Raw genomic sequence first — 24,457 nt, forward strand, 5'->3', positions numbered from 1 at the left:
TAATCAGTAAGCCCTAATTATTAATTATTCGGAAAAAACATTCACTTCATTTAGTTGTACTTCATAACTTCGGAAACTACTGTATCATTTTTATTCAATATTTATTCCCTCTTCCTTCTTATTTCTTCCTTTTATTCCCTCTTCCTTCTTCCCTCTTCCTTCTTACCTCCTCCCTCTTTCTTCTTTCTTCTTCCTTCTTCCCTCTTCCCTCTTCCTTCTTTAAAAATCAAAATAAATATAAGGCAAACCCTCCGGTGCCAACAACCAAACAACAAAGAAAAATACAGGCACTAACAAAACTTTTAACTGCCAATTTAACTGTAACTTTAAACCTCGATGAAACCAATAATTAACCGCCATAAGCACCACAACCCCAAAAATTAACCACACCAACTGTAACCTTTCTAAACCCATCGCCTCCAGATAAACTTTATCCACAAATTGAACATCACCATCATAACTCCACCAATGATCAATCACCCAAATAGAATCCCTCAAATTTGGCAGTCGGAAAAATATCCAAGCACCAAAAACCATACTCTGAGTTAACAACCAACTAATTAAAATTCCTGGCAAACTTTCCCAGATTTTCTGTACTTTAAAATGTTGAGAAATTGCCTCTATTAACCGATGAACTACTAATGCCAAACCATGTAAAACTCCCCAAACAATAAATCCCCAGGCAGCACCATGCCAAATACCAGCAATTAACATCACAATTAATAAATTCAAACAAGTCCGAAATAAACCTACCCTTGAACCTCCCAAAGGAAAATATAAATAGTTTCTCAACCAATCTCCCAAAGTTGTATGCCACCTGCGCCAAAATTCTGCAATACTTGTGCTGAAATAAGGAAAATCAAAATTTTGTGGCAAACTTAAACCCATTAAAAAAGCAGTACCACGGGCAATATCAACATAAGCACTAAAATCAAGATAAAGTTGTAACCCATAAGCAGTTGTTGCTAACCATAGATCGCCACTTCCAGCACGTTGTAAATTACTAAAACTCAGGTCTACAAAAATTCCTAAATTATCAGCTATTAAAGCTTTTTTTACCGCCCCAGTCGCAATTAACCAAATTCCTTCCGTTATTTGCTCTAAAGTTGGTAATTTTAAAGCTGGAGTTTTAACTAAAGCTTGAGTAGTTTTTTTCCCAACCATTCCTAACTGATTTTGTAGATAATGATAACGAGTTATCGGACCAGAAATAAGTTTCGGAAAAAATAATTTATAAGATGTAAATTCTAATAAAGAAGAAGCTGAAGGAGCGCCTCGATAAACATCAATTAGATAAGCAAGACATTCAAAACAAAAAAAGCTTAAACCTAATGGTGCAATTACATTACTATCAACCCAATTAGCAGTTTCTAAAATATTAGGTATATTGTAGAGAATGCCAATACTATTTAATAAAAAAGGTATATATTTGAAACTTAATAAAAGTAAGATATTGCAGATTATACCTAACCACAATAATAGCAAGCGACTGCGGTTCCATTGTTTATTAGCAATACGCCAATCTTTTGGTTCCCCAATAGCTTGAGCCAGGTAAAAATTCAATAGAGTAATTATTAATAGCAGTGGAATATATTGGGGTTGAATAGTAGCGTAGAAAATTAAACTCCCAACTAGGAGAATAAATACTCGCCAAGATTGACGTGGCATTGACCAGTAGATTCCTAGTACTATTAATAAAAATAGAGCATAGTTAAAGGATATAAAAGTCATTTCAATTATCAGTTATCAGTACTTCTAAATTAAGCCTATCGGTACTTTGAGATTTTTTTACACCGAAAATAGCTTCAAACCAAGTATTAGCAAGAGAAATACATCACAGTGCTAAAAATGGCTGTTTGCGTAGCATTCCGTAGGAAAACCTAGATATATTAAGAAAAAATTTTATTTAAGGTAAAAATCTTATACAGTAATGTTTTTACCTCATTTTTAACCTATTTTTTTCAAAAGTCCCGCTATGGCTAAGAATACTAAAGTTAGTTTATTCTTTTCATCCCATTCAAAGGGTAGAGCTGTTTCATTCTTGCTTAAGGGAGCAGGGGAGAATTTTCTACCCAATACCATTGGATTTTTCCCAAATAAATCTATCAATAATTTTGGTGTGACAATTGATTTTCCAGAAATTCTGTTGATTTGACCAAGATTCTTTGGAAGCTTTTCCCTACCTCCACCTCTAAAAATCGCCCATTTTTCGTAACTTTTCCCCAAATTATGGTAATGATGTCCCCAATTCTCATTCATTTGACTTTGAAACAGCCCTGCCATTAAAAGGGGAGGCTATTGACCTTATTTTTTAGTCAAAATGAATCTTGACTAACTGAAAAATTTATAGTATTTTTTTATAGTTTATGTGTTGCTTCTTCTGAAAAGCTAGGATTGGGTATAACAAGCCAAAATTATTATCTAGCGAGCATTTCAGATAATAATAAAAAAAATTGCTCAAGTGCTTGTCAAAATTATATTTAGTCTGCTACTATAGTAAAAGTGAAAAAAAGCCGGGATAGCTCAGTTGGTAGAGCAGAGGACTGAAAATCCTCGTGTCGGCGGTTCAAGTCCGCCTCCTGGCATTCTAATCCCTATTATTCCTTTATATACATCATCGTCTTAAACCCAGCTTCTTCTCAAGGCGAAATATATTCGGTATGTTGCCCAAATATCACAAGAAAAAAAATTACTTTAATCTACAGAAAAAGCTGAACTAATAAACTGAAGAAGAAAAATATACTGATACGGTAAGCACCAACATAACGCACGACAAGCTGTAGCAAAAAAAAAAGACAATAGATTAGAAAAACGAGAAATGTGAGAAGAAAAGAGGAGAAAAAGAGAAAGAAAAGGGACAAAGACAGCTTAATTTTTACCACCTTTTGCTTCACCAGAGAAATGTAAACATAAGATAATGAACAAGAAAGTATAGTTATGACGAAAAAAGCAGCCGAAAGTAAAATTTACTACAACGAGAATAAATGGAAAAGCAATAGAGAAGAGAAGATATTTTCAATATAGGAAAAAAATCATTTGGCGGGTGCGAGTGCCAAAATCAAAACAAGCTGATAATTATTAGCATGGATTTCATTTTGTGTGTTATTCTGGGAGCAGACAAAAAAGAGGAGCATATGGATGAATTAAGGCCCAATACTAAGAGAATATTTATCATTTAATGACCTAGAGCAACTAGGATTAGATGCAGAAGATATAATGAAGTATTTCGATATGATTTATGGGCGACGACCAGATGGAATAGCAATAAATGAAGAGATACGGTATGGAGGATATAAACCACCAATAACAAAAACATATGGACACTTGAGTTACAAGTATATAACCGAAATAAACAGGGTTGGTAAGCATAATGCTGACGAGCCAAAGGATGTAGTAGTGGGGAGCAATGTCGTAATAAATGAGGGAGAAGACGAAGCTACTCTGGAGGCAACGGTAGAAGGATCATGGGAAGATACGATCAATTGGACAAGGAGTAATTCACGAGGTGTAGAGGTACATGGAGGGTTTAATTTAGAGGTAGTGGAAGGAGGAGCAAGTTATACAGTAGAGATCACAGAAGAGACAGGGGGAAGTCAATCGGAGTCCCGGAGTTCATCATCAACAATAGTAGTCAAAGTGCCGGGAAAAAGTAAGAGAGAAGTGTTGATGATAGGGAAACTAGAAACAGGAGCTATCAGCTACGAGGCCCAAATCCACTTTGGCGGGTTGGTTGGAGCAAATTTCCCGAAACCGGTTGGCCCGGGAGATAATATGCATTATTTCTGGTTTGCAGATGTACACTGGATCATGAACCATGTTCTAGATCCAGAAGCTTTGGCACGACCGAGTATGTTGAACATTGATGTGAAAACGGCCCATATATTCGATGTGGTAACCAAAATCAAACCAGCGGAGCAGCTTTAGACGAAACATTATTGACAACATTACGGGTTAGCCCCCTCACTATCTCTGTCAACTCCACCCTCTGAACCCCACTCCTAACCCAAATCAACCAACGGCGAGCGTATTCCTCAATGCGACTCGCAGTCGCATTTTGCTCATAAAGCCGAGAAACCCGCTCCAAAAACCGTTCCACCGTCACCCGCGCCACCGCCAACCCCCCAGATGCGAACCGATACCCCAAAAAATCGAACCCCCGCCCCACCCTACCGTTAACGAAGTCAGAAGTCAGAAGTCAGAAGTCAGAAGTCAACCCACCCCTAACCCCTCCCAGTAGGGGAAGTCGGGGATTTGAGCAAGGCTCCAAAAATATTACGCCTTAAAAGGCGGGGTTGCGCGACCCATATTATTTTGATAAAAGTTTTTTCCGGGTGCTTTTCCACCTTCAACTCCGCCATCACCTGATTAGTCGCCTTGATCGCCCGCCGCAACGCCCACCGCGTCGGAGCTAAAACCACCCAATCATCCATATACCGCACATAAAAGCAGCCCATCGCGGCCATCCTATCGTCCAACGGCTTCAGATACAAAGCCCCCATCAACGGCGACAAAGGGCAACCCAGAGAAATACCCCGTTGGATATCCACATATATCCCCCCATCAGAAACAAACCGCCGGAGGTACTGCCCAACCAAGTCCAACACTACAGGGTATCTCACATATTCAGCCACCTGACTGAAAAGAATATCATGTTGACATCCTCCCCGGCCTGAAGGCACGGGGATTCCTACCGAGCCGTAGCTCCTCGGCGAGTTGACCTTTCACAGGCTGCTGCTACTTTTGCAGTAGTCTTACGCTTGCCTCCACGTCCGTTTAGTGTCTCGGACTGCCCGCCCGCGACTAATATATTTATTGCTGCATTCTCATCTCTATCATGTTTTGCACCACAGTTGAGACACTCCCATTCTCGCACCTGAAGGTCTAGCTTCCCACCTTTAAAGCCACAATTTGAGCAAATTTGGGATGTTGGCTCCCAACGACTAATTACTCTAAAATCACGACCATATTTTTCTGCTTTTCCTTCTAAAAAAGTCCTGAATGTTCTCCAACCTAAATCAGAAATTGCTCTGGATAATTTACGGTTTTTAACCATTCCAGAAACGTTTAAATCTTCTAAAACAATTGTTTGGTTTTCACGAATTATTTCAGTAGATAATTTATGTAGAAAATCTGTCCTTGTATCTTTCAGTTTGGCATGGAACTTAGCAACTCTAATCCTTGCTTTTTCATACCTTTTAGAGCCTTTAGTTTTATGAGATAATGACTTGCTTAACTTTCTTAATTTCTTAATTCGTTTCTTCAGTGGTTTAGGAGCATCAACCTTTGTACCGTCACTAAATGTAGCAAAGGTTTTAATACCTAAATCTATACCTACTGAATTATCAGTTTGAGGTAAGATTTCTGGTTGTATTTCTACTACAAAACTCAAGAAATATCTATTAGCTGAATCTTTAATTACTGTTACTGATGATGGAGAACCAGGTAACTCTCTAGACCAAACTATTTTCAGCTTTCCAATCTTAGCCAAATAAACTTTATGTTGACCAACTTTAAATCCTCCCTTTGTAAACCTAGCAGTCTGCCTTGATTTTCTTCTTTTGAATTGCGGAGGTTTTATAGGTTTGCCTTTTCTCTGGCCTCTGGTTGACTTAAAAAAGTTTTGATAAGCCTGGTTCAAATCATTTAAAGATTGCTGTAATGGTATGTTAGAAACCTCTGACAACCACTCTCTGTATTCAGTCTTTTTAGCAGATGTGATAAACTGTTTTTGTAGCTCAGAGTTAACAGGTTTCTTCTCTCCTATTTTGTACTTTTCTTGACAGCAAGCTAGACTATCATTCCAAACCACACGGACACAGCCAAATAGCTTGGCTAGTCGGTATTTTTGTCCCCGTGTTGGATAGATACGATACTTAAATCTAGCTTTCATAGAATAGCCTCTTGACTCACAACATGATAACATAATTTGTTGCACAAAATCAACTAAAAAGTCGCCCTAGAAGGGCGAGGCTTGAAACCCAATTTTCTGGTCAATACTGGCATAATACCCCTTCACATCAGTCCGAAACACAAACTCAAACTCATGCAGATGGGCATCCACCTCCCGCACCGCCCCCTTAAGTCCGCCAGTCCCGGCCAGATGAAAGCAACGGGGAGACAAATGGGGTTGCAAAACCTCCTGAAGGACAATAGCCAAAGCCTTCAAAACCAGAGCATCTTGAGCAGACCATATTTCTTTCACCTCACCCCTGGACATAACCCGACGCTGCTCGCCAAAGCGAAAGTTACCAGCCAAAAGTTGGGCAATCAACTTTGGCTTTTTCTCATGCCACCAGCGTCGTAGCTGCCAGACATCATTATTGTAGTGATAGTCTTTGCGCTTTTCGCAGAGCCAATCAAAAGCTTTATCGATCGCCTCATCACTAGCAACTTGTTCGATTAACAACATGAAATTCCAGAATAATGAATTTATTATTTAGAATTTAGAATTGCCTCATCTGAGAAATGAGAGGATTGGTAAAAAGGATTTTTTTTATTTTTATCCCCTGGAAAGGAGAGGCTTGAAACCACAATTATTCGGTAACCTTTAGTTATGGAATATTTAATTTTATAACAGAATTAGAAACTGATAAAGTATCACAGGATTCTAAATCAAACGTTCCTGCAACCAACTTTCCAAATCTGCCAAACTATTAAAACTTAAAAATACCTTCACCAAATCCTCCACATCTACTAAAGGCAAACCTTTTATCTGACTACTAATCTCTTGAGAAACCTCTCCAAAACGTTGAGTTATTAATAGCTTGACTAGAGCTATAGTTTGATTAAGTCGTGCAATTTCTTCTGCATAAGCTATCCGTCCTCTTTCATCTTGCATCGCTATCCCTCGGTTTTCAACTATCTCTAACTCCTCTGGACTCATATTAATAAAGTTAGCAATATTTAATGCCTGTTCTATTTCCGCAACTTCCCCCAAATTCTCTGGTATTTCATCAAAACTATCCGCCTCTTTCAGAAAATAAATCCACTTATCTGTCAAACTATTTAACTCTGACAAACTTTTATTAAACTTCGGCAATTCCACAAAAATTAACCGCAATTCTTTTTCTAAGCATTTAAACTTTTTAGTTTCCTCCTGAAACACAAATTTATTAATATAATCATCTTTACTAATATTATCATCAGTATTTTTAAACAGAATAAAATCTGTAATTGTGACAGCTATTGCCGGATTTAATAAAGGATAATTCTCTCCTTTATCCAACTGATTAGCATAAGCTTTAGACAAATTGTAAGCCACCCGCTTATCAAAAGCAGTCATTCGTGCCACTTGCATTTCAATAATTACAATAGAACCGTCAACTAAAACTGCTTTAACATCCAAATAAGTTTCTTTTAAACTGATAATTTTACCAGGATTAAAAGGGTTAATAATTGTCAAAGACTTAATGATTTTTTCTCCATTATAAATTATCGCATTCAGAAAACTGATTAAAATCTCTTTGCTTTGTTCAGAGCCAAAGATTTTTTTAAAAGCATAATCTACCTTGGGATTAATAAATTTCATAGTAGTATTTATCCTTATAAACGTTCCTGTAACCAACTCTCTAAATCTACCAAACTATTAAAACTTAAAAACACCTTCACTAAATCCTCCACATCTGCTAAAGGCAAATCTTCTATCTGACTATTAATGTCTTTAGAAACCTCTCCAAAACGTTGAGTTATTAACAGTTTTACTAGAGCGATCGCTTGATTAAGCCGTCCTTTTGCTTCTCCTTGTTCTTCTGCATAAATTAGTCGTCCTTTCTCATCTTGTAATGCTATGGCCCGACGCTCGACTATCTCTAATTCTTCTGAAGTCATATTAATTCTCTCAGCAATATTTAAAGCAAGTTCAATTTCTGCAACCTCCCCTAAACTATCTGGAATATCATCAAATTTGGCAGCTTCTTTCAGAAAGTAAATCCACTTATCTGCTAAAGTTTTTAACTCTCCCAAAGTTTTTTTAAACTTCGGCAGTTCCACAAAAATTAACTGTAATTCCCGATCGGGATATTCCCAGTTTTTCTCTCTATGTTTAAACACAAATGGATTAATAACATCTATCTTGTCTTTAAAAAGGATAAAATCTGTAATTGTTACCGCTATAGCTGGACGTAGTAAGGGGTAATCATCTCCTGTTTCCAACTGGTTGCCATAACCTTTAACTAAGTTGTACATTACCCGTTTGCTAAAAGCAGTCATCCGTGCGACTTGCATTTCAATAACTACAATAGAGCCATCAAATAAAACAGCTTTTATATCTAAATAGGTATCTTTAAAACTGATAATTTGACCAGGATTAAAAGGATTGACAATTGTTAAATCCTTAATAGTTTTTTCTCCATCATAAATTATCGCATTCAGAAAACTGATTAAAATCTCTTTGCTTTGCTCGGAACCAAAGATTTTTTTAAAAGCATAATCGACCTTGGGATTGATAAATTTCATAGTAGCTTTTCTCCTTATATAAATAACCAGAAACGAAGTTAAAAGTCAAAAGTTAAAAGTTAAAAGTTAAAAGTCAAAAGTCAGATTTTATAGGCTTAAATCTTTGATGCTACAGTAATTTCCGGAAATTATTTCACGTCTAAAACGTTGAGTTATCAAAACCTTGACCAGAAAGATGGGGAGATTGAGAAAGATTTGACAATGGCGCTTTAATGGAACATTTTTTGATACCAAATCCGAGTGGATTTGATATAATATACTTTGATAACTCTATCGCAATCCTATTTTATTCGTGTCAAAAATCTTACTGCTTTTTAGGGAACACTTAACTGGGAACACTTAACTGGTAAGAGTTTCAGTTTTTTTATTTACTTTTTGATTTGTCACGACCTATTTAGGATTGCTATATAATGACTTAAATATTCAATCTCCCCCACTCCATTTTAGATGTGTCGGTCCAACATAAGAGTTTTAGGGAACATCTTAACGAAGTCAAAAGTCAAAAGTCAGAAGTTAACCCACCCCTCGCCCCTCCCCCTCCCAGGAGGGGAAATAGGGGAAGCGTGAGCAACTCTCCAAAAATATTGCGCCTTAAAAGGCGAGGTTGCGCGACCCATATGATTTTGATAAGTTTTGATTCTGATTGGACTTTTTGTTTTAGTTATTTTCTTGATATTTCGGTGAAGTGAAAAATGCTGTGGTTAGTAATTGAACTAAATATTGTGATCTCAATTTTTTGTTTTTACCTAGCTTGGAGAATCTGGAAAGTTAGACAAACATTGCTACAAGTAGAACAAACTCTCAATTTGATAGATTTTTGTACCAGTAAGGTACTTGATAAAACACCAGAATTTTTCCTACTTCACCAGCAGAAAATAAATCAACTACGACAACTATATAAACAACTGGATTTACAAGTTCAACAGGTTAAACAAATTATGGCCATGCTGTGGTTGCTCAGAACCATTTGGCATCGTTTCTGTAGAATTTGGCGCTAGTGCCGCTACGCGGAAGTTAAAAGTCATATCAAATCCGGTTAAACAGCCATAGAATGGTTAAGTATGGAGTCCTCAGGAGTCAACCCACCCCTCGCCCCTCCCCCTCCCAGGAGGGGAAGACAGGAGTCAGAAGGAGAAAGAATTACAAAGATGAGGGTAGTTATGACGATTGAAGATTTTTTTTATGTCCAATTAAACGGATTTGATATCAAAAGTTAAAAGCGAGTGCGTAATTCTGAGGTTTCCTCAGAATGCAAGACGCACTCAAGACAGTCAAAAGTATTGATTTGTAATTGTTTTTTGACTTTATTACGGTCTATATTTGCGCCTTCCTGCACTAAATATATTGACACTCTCAGCATCAAATCTTACCATCAAATAAGAGCGATTATAATGGGAGTACTCTTTCAAAAATTTAGATATGATTGATAATAAAGAAGTATTCTAGACAGAGATATATATATTTTTTAAGTATGTCAAACAAAAAATCTGGACTATTTATCAGTGGTCTACTGCTAGGTTCAGCTATAGGTACATTAACAGGGTTATTAATAGCTCCTAGAACGGGCAAAAAAACAAGACAGTTGGTGAAAAAATCTGCATCAGCTATTCCCCAACTTGTAACAGACTTGTCTACCAGTGTCAAATTTCAAGCAGACCGCTTTTCAGGATCTACTGCTAATTCTTGGGAGGAAACTTTAGAAAGACTAAGAGAGGCGATCGCTGCTGGATTAGAAGCTAGTCAAAAGGAGAGAGAAATATTATCTCAACTAGAAGCCAAAAACTCTGAAGTTTCAGTAGTTATAAACAGGGAAAATTAAAACAAAAAGCTTTTTTTTAATCTTAAAATACTCTACAATAGCACCTATTATTGTTAAGATTATCCAGGAATAGGAAGTTATCATTCCCCTGTTTAGGCGAAATACCTGTGAACAACCCCTTGTTTTGGCTTGGATTGTCCCTTTTCCTGGTTGCATTGAGCCTCACTACTGTTTTAATTGTCACCTTACCTGCGATGTTGGCATTAGCAAGAGCTGCTCGTAGTCTAGAAAAGTTAGCAGACATCCTAGCTCGCGAATTACCACCAACTTTAGAAGCAATTCGTCTCACTGGCATAGAAATTAGTGAGTTGACTGATGATGTTAATGATAGTGTCCAGAGTGCAGGAGAAATTGTTAAGCAAGTCGATCGAAGTATTGGTAATGTCCGTCAACAAACCAAGGAAGTTAAAACTACAACGAAAAGTATTTTTACTGGTATTAAAGTAGCCTGGAAAACATTTAATTTAAAACCAAAAACAAAAGAAAATACGAGGAGACCATTAAAGCATTCTTTATCATCTTCTCATAAAAATGTCGCTCAAAGCCATCTTTACAAAGATATTCCTCCTGCTTCTGCAACTGAGGATTCTACTCTAGATGATAAACCTTAGACAGAGAAAAGTTTTCTCCCCTGTACCCTATAGCAATGTGCGCTGACTTATGTACAAAAAACAAGAACTGTCCAATAGCTAATAGTTTTATATTATCGGTTTTTTTATTCCCCCTGTTGCCTGTTGCCTGTTGCCTGCGCACAGCACTATAGTTAGGTCTTGCTGATTAAATATCAAAGCATTGACTGATATTGGTTTTAGCATTTTTTGGTCTCAAAGAGTATCAGCTTTTCAGCGGAAGAAGTTCATGCATGCTAGTATTTTAGGACGATTATGGCAGAAAAATCACTCTTACAATTTTTCCGACTACCTCCTCTATAATTCCCATTTCTCCTGTCTCCTGTCTCCTGTCTCCTGTCTCCTACCCCTACTAAAATACTTTTTCAGCAAACCCTAGTTAAAAGTTATTAACTGCCAAACTACTTACTATCATTGAGCCAACTCCAGAATCTGTAAAAATTTCCTGTAAAAGTGTATGGGGAACTCTACCATCAAGAATATGGGCAGCTCGAACTCCCTGAGCTAAACTCCGCACACAACAATTTACTTTAGGAATCATTCCACCAGATACAATTCCTTTTTCAATCAATTGTCTAGCTTCCTGGATATCTAACTTAACAATTAAACTATCTGGATTATGATAGTCTTCCAAAATTCCCGCTGTATCTGTAAGGAGAATTAACTTTTCTGCATCCATCGCAGCAGCAATTTCACCCGCAACAGTATCTGCATTAATATTGTAAGCTTGTCCTTTTTCATCTGCAGCTACACTAGATACCACGGGAATATAGCCATTATCAACTAGGGATTCTAGAATATCTATTTTGACGTTACTTACTTCCCCAACAAAACCAATACCTTCTCTTCCTTCGGGACGTGCTTTTATTAAGTTCGCATCCTTGCCACACAGACCCACAGCACGGCCACCAGCTTGATTAATTAAAGAAACAATTTCCTTATTAACCCTTCCCACTAATACCATCTCTACTACTTCCATAGTGGGCGCATCAGTAACTCGCAAACCATCCTTAAACTGCGGTTCAATTCCTAATTTACCCAACCAAGAGTTAATCTCTGGGCCACCACCATGAACCACAATCGGACGTATACCCACACAAGATAGTAGTACAATGTCCCTAATTACTTGATCTTTGAGGTTACTATCTTTCATGGCCGCACCGCCATATTTGACGACGATTTTACGACCTGCAAATTTTTGAATGTAAGGTAGTGCTTCACTTAGCACTTTGACTCGGTTGATTTCTGACTGATTTTCAAAATCTGTACTTTTTAGCATAGACAGTTACCCTTTTGAATTTATAATTTGAACCATATCAATATATAGTTTATTTCAATTTAAAAGTTAACTACTTAGTTATTTTAAAGTTTCCACAATTGACTGAGAGGAAAATAAATAACAGGAGCCCAAAGACTACTAATAACAGCAGAACCCAAAGCAACTTGCTTATAGTAAACCCAAATTTCTCCAAAGGTTTGATTGCCGATTAATCCTAACTGAATTGCCATGAAAGTTTCTGCAATAATTGCCAGAATAAATGTTACTAAAGCTATGAAAATAAAATCTTCTTGAATAAAGCGTTGCTTCTGTAAAAACACTATGACAAATCCTGCAAAAACTAAAGGAATAACATGAGTGGGATAGGGAGCTGTGATGCCATCTTGAATTAATCCTAAAACTAAGCCAGCGACTAAAGCTTCTATAGTTGAACTCTGGCTACTCCAAGCAACTACCCAAATTAATAACCAGTTAGGTCCTATACCAAAAATCTCCATTCCTGGAATACGGGTGAACAATAATAGTGCACAAACTAGTGCAGAAGCAATAGTGATTAATGATTTGAAAATAGCTTGCTGAGATATATTAGACATCTGAATTAAGAAAATAAATTTAATAATTTTAAAGTTGTTGAGGATAAGTTAATTTTTCAATTTTTAACCAGGAGAAAAATTTTAGGCTCTTGGTAATTTATACTATTTTTTTTTGCTGCAAAAAACATCTATAGAGTTTCTCAAATTACTGAGGTAAGGTTGTTTTTATTCTTTTAATTTTCTTTTCCCTAATTATACCAATTTGGAAAAAGAATGTTACGAATAATCAGGGCAGTTAAAAGACTTTAAAAGAGATGCCCCTTGGACTAAAAAGATAAATTACAACCTAATAAATAGTATCAAAGCTATTCATTCTGTACGTCGCCAATCCGACAGCTTCCCTACCTGACTCGGTCTTCGGTCCTCCTAAGAAATAACCTAGTTATTTGTAGCAAATATTTATCAAATTGGTATTACTCAGACCTACGGACGTTGTATGCAACGTCTCTACCTAAAACAAACGAATGCGCGTACCTCACGCTTCTTGGGAATTACTATATAGAGTTTTTTCCAAGTCAATGATAATTTTCATTTGTCTTAGGTAAAAGATAATTAGGTAAAAAGAGTCTTTGTAACAGAAGAATTGCCATTATTGAAAATAAAAAAAATGGGAAATAAAATAACTGTGAGCAGAATGAGACTGATTTCCTAATAATTTTAGGTCGTGCAAATTATTAATATTTTTGCATGATTTTAATTATGGCAGTCTTAAATGAATTGTCAAAAATTGGAAAGCCTTACCCCTATTCCCTAATTCCCAGATATTTTCTGCAAAATTAAAGTATGACTGCTATATATACTGTCTCTGTTGAATAAAAAATTGACCAATCAAAAGCTTTTAATTTTTATTAAATACATCCAATAACCAAATAACTCAAGAAAGACAACTAAAGAAAAATTAAAAAGTCTATCATTGATAGTTGAATTACTTTTCTGTTTCACTTTGTTTATTTTGATAAACAGTCACCCATTCCAAAGTATATAGTGGTGCTGATAATTTAACCTTCGCTTGTGGAGCAGGAGTATTATTCAAATTAATAGATTCAACTTTTCCGATAGCCAAACCTGCCGGGAATAATTGACTATAAGCAGAAGTAGATACAAAATCACCAACCTTAACATCAGGAAGATCGTTAAAAAATTCTAAGACAACTGTATCATTACCCTGACCCTTCATAAAACCCATCTGACGACTGCGAATAATTCCTGCGCCAACTTTACTGGTAGAGTCACTTACTAATAATACCTGGCTAGTATGGGGTGTAACGCTAGTTATTCTACCTACTATACCACCAGTTCCAATCACAATAAAATCTTTTTGAATACCATCTTTACTACCTCTTCCTAGAGTTACTTTTTGCCACCAATAGTCTGGACTTCTACCCACTACAGGAGCTACTATTCCTTTTGTTTTTTTAGTTTTTGTATAATTAAAAAGTTGCTTGAGAGTATTATTTTGTTTCTCTAATTCTTGTAATTGAATTTCTAGTTCTTCTATACGAGCATTCACTAATACTTCTTGTTTAACAGGACTAGGTTGAAATGGTAAACTCAGCCAATTATAAATTTCAAAAAGTAAAGAACCTTGAGTTTGTCTAACCCAAAAAGCTGCACTTACTGCTAAAATTAATAATGCAGCTTTTCTGATGATTTTTAAGCTTCGACGACGCAATGTTTGCATTGGTAAAACCTGAAAATTTGCTACTACTTTAAACTTTATTACTACTAATTTATATTCAAAACAGAAACTTCTGTATAAGGAGTCAGAAGTCAGAATTCAGAAGTCAGGATAAATGGGAATTATAGAGGAGATAGTTGGAAATTGTCCCCTGATTTTTCTGCCCTACTCTTGCCCAAAATGCATACATTCATGAGCTTCTAAGCAACCGAAAGCCTTGTAGCTTTTTTCACTCCAAAAAGGCACTTACCTTTATCTGTCAATGCTTTGATAGTTAATCAGCAAGCCCTAACTAGCTAATATTTGATTATTGAAATCGCAATTAACCATGAGTTATTAGTAATTAATCTTCTTACTGAATTTCGAGATTTACTAATTTACTAATTTACTAATTTTAAAAATACAGAGTTTTAGAGAAATTAGGAAAAATGGGTCAGTGATTAAACTTGTATCTCACAGTTCTCAAAAGTTCTGTAAAATAATATATCTATAGGTTCTGATCATCAGAACGCTTTTCAATAGGTACTCAAATATAGCAGTACTCACAAAAGTTAGGAATTATAAATCAAGACAAAACTAGGAAATACAAATAATTAACCTTCTACCCCCTATAATTTGGCTACAAAATAACTGAATTTTAGCGCATCTGTCCACTAAAAACCCTTTCTAGTTGTTTAAAATTCTCCAATACACGACCAGTACCCAAGACTACGCAGGAAAGTGGGTCTGCAGCAATATGAGTGACAATTCCAGTTTCATGGCTAATTAAAGTATCTATCCCATTTAATAAAGCACCACCACCAGCTAGCATAATACCTCTATCTATAATATCTGCTGCTAGTTCAGGAGGAGTACGTTCCAAAGTACGCTTAACTGCCTCTACAATTATTGATAGAGGTTCTGCCATACTTTCTCTAGTCTCTGCAGATTTGACAGTAACAGTTCTGGGCAAACCTGATAATAAATGTAAACCCCTAACTTCCATCGTTGCCTCATTGTCATCCTGAGTCGGATAAGCTGAACCCAATTTCATCTTGATCTCTTCAGCAGTTCGCTCGCCTATTACCAAGCTATGGACTTTTTTCATATACTGAGTAATAGCATCATTCAATTCATCTCCAGCTACACGGACAGATTCACTAAGAACTGTACCTTGTAAACTAAGAACAGCAACTTCTGTAGTCCCCCCACCAATATCCACAATCATATTACCTGTGGGTTCAGCCATAGGCAACCCTGCGCCAATAGCAGCAGCAACTGGTTCATCAATTAATCGTACCTCTCTAGCACCAGCATGAGCTGCAGCTTCCATTACAGCTCTTCTTTCTACACCAGTTACTCCGCTCGGAATGCCAATTACAATTCTTGGAGATACCAAGGTTTTTCCTTCATGAACTTTTCTAATAAAATGCTTTAGCATTAATTCTGCTATATCAAAATCAGCAATGACTCCATCCCGTAAAGGTCTGACCGCAATTACATTTGCTGGAGTTCGCCCCAGCATCCTTTTCGCTTCTTCCCCTACTGCTATAGAAGTTTTTTGCTCCTGGTCAATAGCTACCACAGATGGTTCTTGAAGAACAATACCTTTACCAGATACATATACAAGGGTATTTGCAGTACCCAAGTCAATTCCCATGTCCCGAGACAAAGAAAAGCGATTTATCCAACCCACTGACTTTTGACCCCCAAAATTCAATCTTAAGTTTGTGTAATAATTTATCAATAAATATAGCTGAGGCACTCTATTCTGTTTTTAACCCTCAGTCTATCAGGACTATAGAACCTCTGATCGTATCTTTGTCGGCGATTCAGTTTTTTTGCCAGTCCTCAGGAGTCAGTCCTCAGGAGTCAGGAGGTAGAGGGAAGGTATAAGGGAAAAAGGTTGAAAAATACTCCCCAGATCCCTATCTCCCCAGATCCCCATCTTTTTTTAAATAGATCTCAAATGGGTTCTATACAAGAATCGATGTAAGCAAATTTAACTGTCCCTGATTTTATAGTGCTACATGATAAGGACAGAATCCGGAGGATGTGTTAGATTTGAGCGATAGTTGAATAATTAGTCCTCTTGATATATTCTGGTAGATAATCAGACTGGAATTTAATTACTGATATATATTATATGAGTCTAAATATTGTTACTTTGGTTGGTAGGGCAGGTGGAGACCCTAATGTTAAATATTTTGAGTCTGGTAGTATGGTTTGCAATTTAACTTTGGCAGTAAATCGTCGTTCTAGTAAGAATGACCAACCAGACTGGTTCAATTTAGAAATTTGGGATAGAACTGGGGAGATTGCTGCTGACTATGTTCGTAAAGGTAGTTTGATTGGGATAAAAGGTTCTCTAAAGTTTGATTACTGGCAAGACCGTAATACAGGGACAAATCGCTCTAAACCAGTAATTAGAGTATACCAATTAGAATTATTAGGCTCTAAACGTGACGATGCACAAAGTTACGATGAATTTTAATTTTATAAGTTCTTGAGTTAGGAGTAGGGGAGTATTTAATAATTAATAATTAAGTGCATAAGCAAAATTAATTACATATTCCTTTCCTAAATTATCAAGCACTTTTTTGAGATATGGAAGTAAGCTATTCCAGTTTTCGGGTATCCTCTACTTCAATTCACTTGTATTTGATAAATTTCCATAATATTTCTATTCTGTTATGTTTTGGTGAATAGGTAGGCAAGAATTCCATTCTTCTAATTTATTCAGTATGCGATCGCTTGTATGAATTGAAGCTTTGTCTATAATTACTACGGTTTTTTTTGGGCAAGTTATGACTAAATTTATCCAAAAAATTTATCACAACTTCACTATTAATATACCCCTTGACTATTTCGTAACATAATTCGTTTTTACGATTCATTAATCCTAAGAAATTCACTTGTTTACTATGACAACTTTTACAAGTTATTGTTTTCCTTTTTCCTGGCCATCCATATAGAACTCCGTTCCGCTTTCCTAGGTCATGCTACACAAACGCGATCGAACTCCGTTCCGCTACGCGATCGCACTCTCACTCACTTATTTTTATTATCTTTATTTTTCATTTTCAGCAGCACCTACGCATAGCGAATCACTTACTTCAAAAATACACCAAAATTTCCTTCAAATCAATGCTGATGTATTCCTTACATATCAATGCTTTTGACAAATGGCCAAAACAAGCGCGATCGTACCCTTTTTACCCCTATTTTTCCCTCTAAATAGCTCATTTAAACTTTTTTTGGAAAATTCAGTTTAAATTACAAATATATTTTTTGAAAATTATAAGTTTAACTAATATTAACTTTTTTTTACCGAATAATTATCCATTATCCATTATTTCCCCCTACTCCCCTACTCCGCAGATGTCTATTATGAGTGAGTCTACTCTAGAGCAAATTCTTAAATTAGCTACTAATAAAGCTGAAGCTGTAGAAATTTATTATTTGTCTACTCAGGAAACACCAATAAAATTTGAAAATAATCGTTTAAAGTCTCTACAAACAAAGGCTCAACAAGGAGTAGCTCTTAGATTAATTTATCAAGGTAAATTAGGTTTTGCTAGTTCTACAGATTTGACGAGAATTGAGGATTTAGTTGCAGGAGCAATTCAAACAGCAAAAGTTAGCGATATTGCACCATTTCAATTTGCTTCCTCATATAATTTTAATTACCCAAAATTAGAGTTTAATTTACCTCAAGTTAATGAATTAATTACTTCTGGTAAAGAAATTATTGAAAGGATTCATAATTATAACCCCCATCTTCTAGTCAATATAGACTTTAATATTCGGAACAAAAATATTAAAATTTTGACTAATACTGATGTTTACGCTCAAAGGTTTAATCAATTAGTTAATGTGAGTATTTCCGGTAACTTAGTTCGGAATGAAGACTTTCTGCAAATATCTACTTCAGATGCAATAAGCGATCGAACCTTAGATATCAATAAACTACTAGAAAAATTAATCCAAAAATATCGATGGGCAGAAAATTCAGCTAAGATTACTACTGGAAATTTTCCCGTATTTTTTACTCCCACAGCAGTAGGAAAGACGATCGCTAGATTATTTAAAACTGCTTTATCTGGACAGCTTGTGGTACAAAAAGCTTCCCCTCTTACCAATAAAGTTGGAGAAACTATGTTCGATCCTCGCTTTACTCTCTTTGAAGACCCAAATATAGTCCCTTATGCTTGTCCCTTTGATGACGAAGGTATCCCAACTACGGTCAAGACTTTTATAGAAGCAGGCACTTTAAAAAGTTTCTATTGGGACCAACAATGGGCTGCTCGTGCTGGACGTAAGTCCACTGGGAATGGTTTCCGAGATGGACTATCTCAACCAACTCCTAGTTTAGTAAATTTGAGTATTAATCCTGGCCAAGCTTCTCCAAGAGAATTGATTAGTAATATAAAAGAAGGTCTAATTATAGACCAGGTATTAGGAGCTGGTCAATCTAATCAATTAGCAGGAGAATTTTCTGTCAATTTAGATTTAGGTTATAAGGTAGAAAAAGGTGAAATAACGGGTAGAGTTAAGAATACAATGGTGGCAGGTAATATTTTTGAAGCATTTCAAAATTTGGTAGATATAGGCAATTTTCCTGAGTTAGTTGGCAATAGTTATTATTTGCCATGTATTGTATTTCAAAATTTAGGTGTAGCAACAAGGGAGGCTTAGATATGAAAGTCCTTAAAGTTATTTTGATTAGTTTTTTAGCAGTTTTACTATTGAATGGATGTGTTCAATATGAAGTTGGAATAAATTTTGAGAGCCAAAACCACGGTGAAATTGTGCAACATATTAAATTAGCAGATGAGTTAAAGAATTTCAGTAGGAAGATAGTTTCTGAATGGTTAAGAAGTATAGACACTAGAGTTAATCAATTACAAGGAAAAACTAAAAAAATATCTTCTCAAGAAATTTTTGTTACGATTCCTTTTAATAATGGTGCTGACTTGGAAGACAAATTTAATCAATTTTTTAAACCTATAGATGCACAAGAATCTAATAATTATGCTGCCGATATTACAGCAGATTTACCTAAATTTGAATCTCAGATTGAAGTAAGTCAGAATAATTTATTTTTAGTACTGCGGAATAAATTGAGCATTAATTTAGATTTGCAATTATCTACATCTAATAGCAAAGTTATAGTTAATCCAGATGAGTTATTAGATTTAGAGTTTCAGTTAACTACGCCTTGGGGTTTTAACAAAATTCAAGCAAATGAAAATGATGCAATAACTTATCTAAACGAGCGACAAATTGTCTGGAAATTAAATCCAGGAGAATCAAATTCATTAGATGTAGTCTTTTGGATTCCTAGTCCCATAGGAATAGGTACAATCTTAATTGGTTTATTTGTTTATTTAGGTATAGCTTTAAAATATCAAGTACTGCCCGCTTTAGGAATTATTAAAAAATAGATTAATCAATATTGATTTTTATACTATATAATATTGCCTAAAATTTGAGGATTAAAAAATTAAGCTGCTGCATCAAAATTATAAAATATATGTAAGCATTTCCTGCGGAATGCGCAAACAACTATTAGCAGTCAGCTAGCTGACTGGGTCGGAACTACATTAACAGCAATTAATAACAAATAATTACTTCTAAGGTTTGGGAAGGATACTTTGACAGTAACTTTTTATTCTTTCTCAATTTCAAGGGTTGCTTTTACCGCAAATTCCTGGTCTAAAGCCTCCCTTTTAAGGGGAGAAAAAAAGATAATATTCCTGATGTCAAGCCTCCTTATTGGAGAGGTACTGATAACTGAAATGACCTTCCCCAAAATTAATAGCTGATAGCTAATAGCTGACGGCTGTTTGCTGACAAATATATTGTTGTCAATCTATACTTTATCTGGTATAAATTAAGTATCGGTAGTTGTCAAAATAAATCAAAACAAAAATAATGAGACCGATTAACTTTTTGCTAATTTTTTTAGTTTGTTTAGCGTTGGTTATATTCAGTTTACAGAATACCCAATTAACTACAATCAAACTTATTCAAGGCATTGAATTTGAAGCCCCTTTATCTGTAGAACTTGTAATTGCCACAGGGTTAGGAGCTATTTTGGCATGGCTATTTAACTTGTGGTCAAGAATGCAACGTACCATAACAACTTTGGGAGAAATGCGAGAAATTCGTACCAGAAATAAACGCATTAAAGAATTAGAAAAAGATATGGAACGTTATCAAGAGGAACTGATCCAAAGAGCTAGTTTACCTGCTGCAGAAACTGTATCTGAAACAGATAAATCTACTGAAGCAGAGGCTTCTAAATAAAATCATAATTAGTTAAGTTAGCAGAAATATAGTTTCAGATTGATTGAAATATTTTTCTATATGGATATTTGTATTTGAATCATACTAACCTTCCCATTGTTCAAATTAGTTACTCTAATATAGTCCTGCGCTTACTAGAAAGTGTGAGTTCTTAGGTTAACAAGTTTCCAAGTTAATCTGAGAATTATTTATATAAAATATAGGAAAAAACGATAGACATGACAGTTGGAGTTCCTCAAGTTTCAGAAACAGTTTCAGAAGGAATTGCTTTACTCACAAACTTAGCAGAAAAGGGAGAAATTAATCCTTGGGATGTTCAAGTAATTGACGTAATAGACCGCTACTTAAGTAAACTAACTCCTGAATCAAATATTTCTGCAAGTGATGACTTTACAAATTTGTCTCAGTCAGGCCAAGCATTTTTATACGCATCTATTTTAGTATGGCTAAAAGCAGATCACTTAGCTAATTCAGAATCATCTGAAACAAATTCAGAGATATCTGAAGAAGTCCAAATTCCAGAAGCAGAAACTTTTGAAACACCAAAAATACCACTGAAATTAGAACAACAATTGCGTCGTCGTGCTGTTGCTCCTTCTCAGCGCAAACGTCGAGTCACCCTTCAAGAATTAATCGAGCAGTTACAACTGATCAAATCTACTATAGAAGATAGAAAAGTACGTCCCCGTATTCGCAAAAATAGCTCAAAAGCAAGAGAGCAAGCAGCTAGAGCAATTGCAGAATTAGCCCACCAGGAAAATTTAGTAGATACAGCTAGTGACTTAGAAAAGTTCCTTCTAGAAAAATCATCACAGAGCAGTGAAGGTTGCTTTGAATTCGATCGCCTTTTGGAATTGTGGTCTTCAGTATTACAGTCTAAAGCTGAAAATGAATGTACTAATGTCCAAGTAAACTATGACCGAGTAGGTGTATTTTGGGCATTACTACTCCTTTCTGCTCAATCTAAAGTTGAATTATCCCAAGAAGAATTTTATCAAGATATTAGAATCCGTACTATTTCATCCACTTCCGAGGGGCGATCGGTTTTAGAGAAGAATATTTAATGCCTTCTTTCCTAAAACTCAAAATTTGGAACTTTAATTTATATCTGAATAAAACTCTTATTTATTAACTTTTCTCTGAAAAAAAAGCGTAGTATAATGATGTACACTTAAAATCTCTATCTTTAAAAGAAGTAAGAAGTAGGAAAGAAGTTGACAGCATATAGTTGTGGTTAGTCCATAACGATATTTAATCTAATTTAAAAAGTTGGAGATTGACCCCCTTGCTCTCCTAAGCTTCTACCTAAGGATCAGGTTACACGGTGTCAAAAATATTACTCAACCTTCTTCTTTTTTCCCTCTTTCTTACTTCCTCCTAGTTTAATTAAAACCATCAAGCTGAAAATTAGAAAACATCCAAGGAAAATTATTTCTCCGGTATTTATTTATATATCAGCGAGAAAAATGTGTCCATTAGTTCAATGTTTAGCCAAAAATAAATAAAATATTGGTAGATAAAAATTTATCGATCTACCTTTAAATAGGGAAAGTGAAAAATTCTCATTTTGCTCTTCTCTCTGTTAATCTGAGATTTTAACGGAGTGAATTGTGTTAATTGAAAACACAGATATAAGTATTTTTGATATTTCAAAGGTGGAGGAAACTTAAATGAAGGCCATGATTCTGGCAGCCGGTAAAGGAACTCGTGTTCGTCCAATTACTTATCGCATTCCTAAACCAATGATTCCTATTCTGCAAAAACCAGTAATGGAATTTTTGGTAGAGTTGCTTCGTCAACATGGTGTTAACCAAATTATGGTCAATGTTAGCCATTTAGCAAAGGAAATAGAGGATTATTTTCGTGATGGTCAAAAGTTTGGGGTAGATATTGCTTATTCTTTTGAAGGACGAATTGAGGATGGAAACTTGATTGGGGAGGCACTGGGTTCTGCTGGTGGTATGAGGCGAATTCAAGACTTTTATCCTTACTTTGATGATACTTTTATAGTCCTTTGTGGTGATGCTTTGATAGATTTGGATTTGACCGCAGCACTCAAATGGCACAAAGAAAAAGGATCGATGGCTACCGTTATTATGAAATCTATTCCTCGCGAACAGGTTTCTAGTTATGGTGTTGTAGTGACAGATGAAACAGGGCGAATTCAATCTTTTCAGGAGAAGCCAAAAGTTGAAGAAGCTCTTAGTACCGATATTAATACTGGTATTTATATTTTTGAGCCAGAAGTGCTTGATTATATTCCGTCTGGTGTTGAATTTGATATTGGTAGTCAGTTATTTCCCAAGTTGGTGGAGATAGGAGCGCCGTTTTATGGTGTGGCAATGGATTTTGAATGGGTGGATATTGGAAAAGTTCCAGACTACTGGCGAGCAATTAATGATGTACTTATGGGGCAAGTCAAAAATGTTTCTATTCCTGGTAAGGAGGTATTTCCAGGAATTTATACAGGCTTAAATGTAGCGGTTAACTGGGATAAGGTGGATATCCAAGGGCCTGTATATATCGGTGGTATGACCAGAATTGAAGATGGAGCAAAAATTGTTGGGCCGAGCATGATTGGTCCGAATTGCTGGATTTGTAGTGGAGCTACTGTTAATAGCAGTGTAATTTTTGAGTATTCTCGCTTAGGCCCAGGAATTCGTTTGATTGATAAGTTAGTATTTGGTCGCTATTGTGTGGATAAGACTGGAGCATCTATTGATGTTCAAGCTGCTGCTCTTGATTGGCTAATTACTGATACTCGTCATCCTGATCCTCCTCAAGAACATATAGATATTAAGGATTTTTTGCAAGAAAATGGTGGTTAATTTCTAATGAAGAAGGAAGGGTTGATAATTTTTTTGACTGTGTGTTACCTCTTCTATAGATGAGAATTCTAGGAAACAAGAGTTGTTCACTTATTGAGTTTAAACTTTAGAAATTAGCAGAATATAGTTTATATCCACAATAGTATATGAGCAATATTTTCCTGGCTGTACAGCTGCTGTTTGCGGAGTATTGTATCAGTAAAGTCACTACTGGATTATTCAGAAAGAAGTGGCAATTTCTAATAGATTCAAACTGTGAAAACAATAAAAAACCTAATTCTCAGAAGTTTTTAGGGGAGATAATAACAAGCTAAACGGTTTAGCTACTGTTTGTTATTGTCAAGAAAAATAAGTAAGTTGCTTCATTCAACTTTCTAAAGTTTATAACATAAGTAAGAAGTAAGAAGGAAGAAGGAAGAAGGAAGAAGGCCTTTAGTTATCTAGGCGATTAGTTATCTAGGAGAGGACTGAAGTTGAAAAAATCTGGCGTTGTCTGAGTTTTAAGCTTTTGATATGTCTTAACCTTTCTTTCGACTGCTATATTTCAATTGCTGCCCTTTGCACGACTAATTGGGGTTTGCTGAAAAAGTCTTTTGGCAGGGGTAGGTCTTAGGAGGAACGGGGAATTTAGAGGAGGTAGTCGGATATATTTATCCCTTTATTTTTTTTGCCATAGTTAGCCCAAAATCCTAACTTTTTGCTCGCTCAAGCTTAAAAAATTGCACTTTGTTTCGCTCTAAAAAGGCTAAAACCTTTATCTATAAATGCTTTGAGATTTAATCAGCAATCCTTAATTGGTACAGTAAAAGAGTAAAAGTATTGAGTAAATAATAAGATTTCATTTTTATCTTTGCTTATTGCTTTGAGCATTTTACCTAATTGTTCT

22 protein-coding genes and 1 tRNA gene are annotated in these 24,457 nt (G+C 35.7%); 11 read left to right on the forward strand and 12 right to left on the reverse strand.

Annotated elements, in window-relative coordinates:
* Positions 1-219: 219 nt before the first annotated feature.
* A complete protein-coding gene (locus F6K27_RS04580) occupies positions 220-1,731 on the reverse strand; it encodes an MBOAT family protein (RefSeq protein WP_287273608.1) in 1,512 nt (503 codons plus the stop codon).
* Between the two features lie 216 nt (positions 1,732-1,947).
* On the reverse strand, positions 1,948-2,259 hold the full coding sequence (locus tag F6K27_RS04585) for a hypothetical protein (RefSeq protein WP_287273607.1): 312 nt from the start codon (positions 2,257-2,259) through the stop codon (positions 1,948-1,950).
* A gap of 253 nt (positions 2,260-2,512) precedes the next feature.
* Here F6K27_RS04585 and F6K27_RS04590 point away from each other — a divergent pair.
* Together F6K27_RS04590 and F6K27_RS04595 are read left to right on the forward strand one after the other, a co-directional pair.
* Positions 2,513-2,585: transfer RNA gene (locus tag F6K27_RS04590), tRNA-Phe, on the forward strand.
* Between the two features lie 631 nt (positions 2,586-3,216).
* Positions 3,217-3,924, forward strand: coding sequence for a hypothetical protein (locus F6K27_RS04595; protein ID WP_287273606.1), 708 nt, complete (start codon positions 3,217-3,219; stop codon positions 3,922-3,924).
* On the opposite strand, the gene F6K27_RS04600 is transcribed toward F6K27_RS04595, so the two are convergent.
* The 6 genes from F6K27_RS04600 to F6K27_RS04620 form a co-directional block, all read right to left on the reverse strand.
* A complete protein-coding gene (locus tag F6K27_RS04600) occupies positions 3,902-4,144 on the reverse strand; it encodes a hypothetical protein (RefSeq protein ID WP_287273605.1) in 243 nt (80 codons plus the stop codon). The genes F6K27_RS04595 and F6K27_RS04600 overlap by 23 nt on opposite strands.
* Positions 4,145-4,220: 76 nt before the next feature.
* Positions 4,221-4,679, reverse strand: a complete 459-nt coding sequence (locus tag F6K27_RS33530; protein WP_353735931.1) for a reverse transcriptase domain-containing protein — start codon at positions 4,677-4,679, stop codon at positions 4,221-4,223.
* An 8-nt stretch (positions 4,680-4,687) separates the two neighbouring features.
* Positions 4,688-5,890 (reverse strand): RNA-guided endonuclease TnpB family protein, encoded by a 1,203-nt coding sequence (locus tag F6K27_RS04605; RefSeq protein ID WP_287238688.1) that lies wholly within the window; start codon positions 5,888-5,890, stop codon positions 4,688-4,690.
* 66 nt (positions 5,891-5,956) lie between these two features.
* Positions 5,957-6,409, reverse strand: a complete 453-nt coding sequence (locus F6K27_RS04610) for a hypothetical protein (protein WP_287273604.1) — start codon at positions 6,407-6,409, stop codon at positions 5,957-5,959.
* Between the two features lie 198 nt (positions 6,410-6,607).
* Positions 6,608-7,528, reverse strand: coding sequence for an Rpn family recombination-promoting nuclease/putative transposase (locus F6K27_RS04615; protein ID WP_287273603.1), 921 nt, complete (start codon positions 7,526-7,528; stop codon positions 6,608-6,610).
* Positions 7,529-7,542: 14 nt separating this feature from the next.
* Positions 7,543-8,454, reverse strand: coding sequence for an Rpn family recombination-promoting nuclease/putative transposase (locus F6K27_RS04620; RefSeq protein WP_287273601.1), 912 nt, complete (start codon positions 8,452-8,454; stop codon positions 7,543-7,545).
* 692 nt (positions 8,455-9,146) lie between these two features.
* Between F6K27_RS04620 and F6K27_RS04625 the strand changes: the two genes are divergently transcribed.
* From F6K27_RS04625 to F6K27_RS04635, 3 genes are all read left to right on the forward strand, one after another.
* Complete coding sequence (locus tag F6K27_RS04625; protein ID WP_287273600.1) at positions 9,147-9,452, forward strand: hypothetical protein; 306 nt, start codon at positions 9,147-9,149, stop codon at positions 9,450-9,452.
* 473 nt (positions 9,453-9,925) lie between these two features.
* Positions 9,926-10,273: a YtxH domain-containing protein gene (locus F6K27_RS04630; RefSeq protein WP_287273598.1), complete on the forward strand. Its 348-nt coding sequence runs from the start codon at positions 9,926-9,928 to the stop codon at positions 10,271-10,273.
* A gap of 107 nt (positions 10,274-10,380) precedes the next feature.
* The gene (locus F6K27_RS04635) at positions 10,381-10,884 is read left to right on the forward strand and encodes a DUF948 domain-containing protein (RefSeq protein ID WP_124144992.1); all 504 of its coding nucleotides are present in this window, start codon (positions 10,381-10,383) and stop codon (positions 10,882-10,884) included.
* 397 nt (positions 10,885-11,281) lie between these two features.
* Here the strand turns inward: F6K27_RS04635 and argB are convergent, their stop codons facing one another.
* From argB to F6K27_RS04655, 4 genes are all read right to left on the reverse strand, one after another.
* Complete coding sequence (gene argB, locus F6K27_RS04640; protein WP_287273596.1) at positions 11,282-12,181, reverse strand: acetylglutamate kinase; 900 nt, start codon at positions 12,179-12,181, stop codon at positions 11,282-11,284.
* A gap of 83 nt (positions 12,182-12,264) precedes the next feature.
* Positions 12,265-12,774 (reverse strand): rod shape-determining protein MreD, encoded by a 510-nt coding sequence (gene mreD / locus F6K27_RS04645; protein WP_287273594.1) that lies wholly within the window; start codon positions 12,772-12,774, stop codon positions 12,265-12,267.
* A gap of 925 nt (positions 12,775-13,699) precedes the next feature.
* Positions 13,700-14,455, reverse strand: a complete 756-nt coding sequence (gene mreC, locus F6K27_RS04650) for a rod shape-determining protein MreC (RefSeq protein ID WP_287273592.1) — start codon at positions 14,453-14,455, stop codon at positions 13,700-13,702.
* 634 nt (positions 14,456-15,089) lie between these two features.
* The gene (locus F6K27_RS04655) at positions 15,090-16,091 is read right to left on the reverse strand and encodes a rod shape-determining protein (protein WP_287273662.1); all 1,002 of its coding nucleotides are present in this window, start codon (positions 16,089-16,091) and stop codon (positions 15,090-15,092) included.
* Positions 16,092-16,577: 486 nt separating this feature from the next.
* On the opposite strand from F6K27_RS04655, the gene F6K27_RS04660 reads away from it, so the two are divergent.
* From F6K27_RS04660 to F6K27_RS04690, 6 genes are all read left to right on the forward strand, one after another.
* Positions 16,578-16,925 carry a single-stranded DNA-binding protein gene (locus F6K27_RS04660; protein WP_287273590.1) on the forward strand — a complete coding sequence of 116 codons (348 nt, stop codon included), beginning with the start codon at positions 16,578-16,580 and terminating at the stop codon, positions 16,923-16,925.
* Between the two features lie 896 nt (positions 16,926-17,821).
* On the forward strand, positions 17,822-19,129 hold the full coding sequence (locus F6K27_RS04670) for a TldD/PmbA family protein (RefSeq protein WP_287273588.1): 1,308 nt from the start codon (positions 17,822-17,824) through the stop codon (positions 19,127-19,129).
* Positions 19,130-19,131: 2 nt separating this feature from the next.
* Positions 19,132-19,878, forward strand: coding sequence for a DUF3153 domain-containing protein (locus F6K27_RS04675; protein ID WP_287273586.1), 747 nt, complete (start codon positions 19,132-19,134; stop codon positions 19,876-19,878).
* A 490-nt stretch (positions 19,879-20,368) separates the two neighbouring features.
* Positions 20,369-20,743 carry a lipopolysaccharide assembly LapA domain-containing protein gene (locus F6K27_RS04680; protein WP_287273585.1) on the forward strand — a complete coding sequence of 125 codons (375 nt, stop codon included), beginning with the start codon at positions 20,369-20,371 and terminating at the stop codon, positions 20,741-20,743.
* Between the two features lie 218 nt (positions 20,744-20,961).
* Positions 20,962-21,807, forward strand: a complete 846-nt coding sequence (locus tag F6K27_RS04685; protein WP_287273583.1) for a segregation/condensation protein A — start codon at positions 20,962-20,964, stop codon at positions 21,805-21,807.
* Between the two features lie 606 nt (positions 21,808-22,413).
* Positions 22,414-23,571, forward strand: coding sequence for a sugar phosphate nucleotidyltransferase (locus tag F6K27_RS04690; protein ID WP_124145001.1), 1,158 nt, complete (start codon positions 22,414-22,416; stop codon positions 23,569-23,571).
* Positions 23,572-24,457: the final 886 nt, after the last annotated feature.

This window comes from Okeania sp. SIO2F5 (genome assembly GCF_010692685.1).
GTDB lineage: Bacteria > Cyanobacteriota > Cyanobacteriia > Cyanobacteriales > Microcoleaceae > Okeania > Okeania hirsuta.

Bases quoted from the DNA above. Each gene is read 5' to 3' on its own strand.
- F6K27_RS04580 (WP_287273608.1), bottom strand. From the start codon at position 1,731: ATGACTTTTATATCCTTTAACTATGCTCTATTTTTATTAATAGTACTA.
- F6K27_RS04585 (WP_287273607.1), bottom strand. From the start codon at position 2,259: ATGAATGAGAATTGGGGACATCATTACCATAATTTGGGGAAAAGTTAC.
- F6K27_RS04595 (WP_287273606.1), top strand. From the start codon at position 3,217: ATGAAGTATTTCGATATGATTTATGGGCGACGACCAGATGGAATAGCA.
- F6K27_RS04605 (WP_287238688.1), bottom strand. From the start codon at position 5,890: ATGAAAGCTAGATTTAAGTATCGTATCTATCCAACACGGGGACAAAAA.
- F6K27_RS04610 (WP_287273604.1), bottom strand. From the start codon at position 6,409: ATGTTGTTAATCGAACAAGTTGCTAGTGATGAGGCGATCGATAAAGCT.
- F6K27_RS04615 (WP_287273603.1), bottom strand. From the start codon at position 7,528: ATGAAATTTATTAATCCCAAGGTAGATTATGCTTTTAAAAAAATCTTT.
- F6K27_RS04620 (WP_287273601.1), bottom strand. From the start codon at position 8,454: ATGAAATTTATCAATCCCAAGGTCGATTATGCTTTTAAAAAAATCTTT.
- F6K27_RS04625 (WP_287273600.1), top strand. From the start codon at position 9,147: ATGCTGTGGTTAGTAATTGAACTAAATATTGTGATCTCAATTTTTTGT.
- F6K27_RS04630 (WP_287273598.1), top strand. From the start codon at position 9,926: ATGTCAAACAAAAAATCTGGACTATTTATCAGTGGTCTACTGCTAGGT.
- argB (WP_287273596.1), bottom strand. From the start codon at position 12,181: ATGCTAAAAAGTACAGATTTTGAAAATCAGTCAGAAATCAACCGAGTC.
- mreD (WP_287273594.1), bottom strand. From the start codon at position 12,774: ATGTCTAATATATCTCAGCAAGCTATTTTCAAATCATTAATCACTATT.
- mreC (WP_287273592.1), bottom strand. From the start codon at position 14,455: ATGCAAACATTGCGTCGTCGAAGCTTAAAAATCATCAGAAAAGCTGCA.
- F6K27_RS04655 (WP_287273662.1), bottom strand. From the start codon at position 16,091: ATGGGAATTGACTTGGGTACTGCAAATACCCTTGTATATGTATCTGGT.
- F6K27_RS04660 (WP_287273590.1), top strand. From the start codon at position 16,578: ATGAGTCTAAATATTGTTACTTTGGTTGGTAGGGCAGGTGGAGACCCT.
- F6K27_RS04670 (WP_287273588.1), top strand. From the start codon at position 17,822: ATGAGTGAGTCTACTCTAGAGCAAATTCTTAAATTAGCTACTAATAAA.
- F6K27_RS04675 (WP_287273586.1), top strand. From the start codon at position 19,132: ATGAAAGTCCTTAAAGTTATTTTGATTAGTTTTTTAGCAGTTTTACTA.
- F6K27_RS04680 (WP_287273585.1), top strand. From the start codon at position 20,369: ATGAGACCGATTAACTTTTTGCTAATTTTTTTAGTTTGTTTAGCGTTG.
- F6K27_RS04685 (WP_287273583.1), top strand. From the start codon at position 20,962: ATGACAGTTGGAGTTCCTCAAGTTTCAGAAACAGTTTCAGAAGGAATT.
- F6K27_RS04690 (WP_124145001.1), top strand. From the start codon at position 22,414: ATGAAGGCCATGATTCTGGCAGCCGGTAAAGGAACTCGTGTTCGTCCA.